We start from the raw sequence: 1,620 nt of genomic DNA, 5'->3' as shown, positions 1-1,620 counted from the left end.
TGCGTGAAGAGCAGCGTTTCGCCTCCCTTGAGGCGTTGAAAACGGCGATCCATGCGGATGTCGCCGCCGCCCGTGCCCTAGCCGCACCTAGCGCCAAGATCAATGACTACACCGACTTCTACGTCGGCATCGAACACGCGCAGAACGTCGGCAAACTGTTCCGCCCCGATAACCCGCTGCTGCCCAACTACAAGTACGTGCCGATCGGGTATCACGGCCGTGCCTCGACCATCCGCCCGTCCGGCACCGAGGTGCGCCGCCCCAAAGGCCAGACCCTGCCGGCCGGCCAGACCGAGCCGACATTCGGCCCCTGCGCACGCCTGGACTATGAGCTGGAGCTGGGCATCTGGATCGGCCAGGGCAACGCCATGGGCGACTCGATTGCGATTGGCGATGCGGCCGAGCACATCGCCGGTTTCTGCCTGCTCAACGATTGGTCGGCGCGGGATATCCAGGCCTGGGAATACCAGCCGCTGGGGCCGTTCCTGTCGAAGAGTTTCATCACCAGCATCTCGCCGTGGGTGGTGACGGCCGAAGCACTCGCGCCGTTCCGCCAGGCCCAACCGGCGCGCCCCGAAGGCGACCCGCAACCGCTGCCGTACCTGCTGGATCAACGCGATCAGGCCGCGGGCGGTTTCGATATCGAACTGGAAGTGCTGTTGACCACGGCGTCGATGCGCGAACAGAACCTGCCGGCCCAGCGCTTGACCCTGAGCAACACCCGGCACATGTACTGGACCGTGGCGCAAATGGTTGCGCACCACAGCGTCAACGGGTGCCAATTGCAGGCCGGTGATCTGTTCGGTTCGGGCACCTTGTCCGGGCCGCTGCCGGGGCAGTTCGGCAGCCTGCTGGAGATCACCGAAGGCGGCAAGAAGCCGATTGAACTGGCGTCGGGCGAGGTGCGTAAATTCCTCGAAGACGGTGATGAAATCATCCTGCGCGGCCGTTGCAGCCGTGACGGTTTTGCCTCCATCGGCTTCGGCGAATGCCGTGGCACGGTGGTCGCGGCGCGCTGAGGGAGGAGGGGCGATGCAACTCTACACTTACTATCGGTCCACTGCGTCGTACCGGGTGCGGATCGCGCTGGCGCTCAAGGGCCTGGATTTCACCGCCGTACCGGTCAACCTAGTGGCGCCTGCGGGCGGCGCCCACCGCCAGCCGGAGTACCTGGCGATCAACCCGCAAGGTCGCGTCCCGGCGCTGCGCACCGATGACGGCGAACGGTTGATCCAGTCGTCGGCGATCATCGAGTACCTGGAGGAACGTTATCCACAGGTGCCGTTGCTGTCCCAGGACCTGGCGACCCGTGCCCGCGAGCGCGCAGTGGCGTCGATCATCGCCTGCGACATTCACCCGCTGCACAATTCCAGCACCCAGAACCTGCTGCGGCAGTGGGGCCATGATGAAACCCAAGTGCTGGCCTGGATCGGTCATTGGATCAGCCAGGGCTTGGGCGCGGTCGAGCAGTTGATTGGCGATCACGGCTTTTGTTTTGGCGAGCGGCCGGGGCTGGCGGATGCGTTTCTGATTCCGCAGCTTTACGCGGCCGAGCGCTTCCAGGTGTCGTTGGCGGCGTATCCGCGCATCGGGCGGGTGGCGGCGTTGGCGGCGCAGCAG

The 1,620-nt window shown here is 65.4% G+C and carries 2 protein-coding genes; both read left to right on the top strand.

The genetic code is table 11. The annotated features are described in order from the left end of the window. The coding region (gene fahA, locus L9Z73_RS30205) for a fumarylacetoacetase (protein WP_247408605.1) at nucleotides 1-1,019 on the top strand (1,019 nt) is incomplete at its 5' end. 13 nt (nucleotides 1,020-1,032) lie between these two features. Further along, the coding region (maiA, locus tag L9Z73_RS30200; RefSeq protein WP_247408603.1) for a maleylacetoacetate isomerase at nucleotides 1,033-1,620 on the top strand (588 nt) is incomplete at its 3' end.

It is taken from the genome of Pseudomonas emilianonis, assembly GCF_023072625.1.
GTDB lineage: Bacteria > Pseudomonadota > Gammaproteobacteria > Pseudomonadales > Pseudomonadaceae > Aquipseudomonas > Aquipseudomonas paraveronii.
Note: the sequence above shows the minus strand (reverse complement) of the source record. Positions and strands in the feature narration are given on the sequence as shown.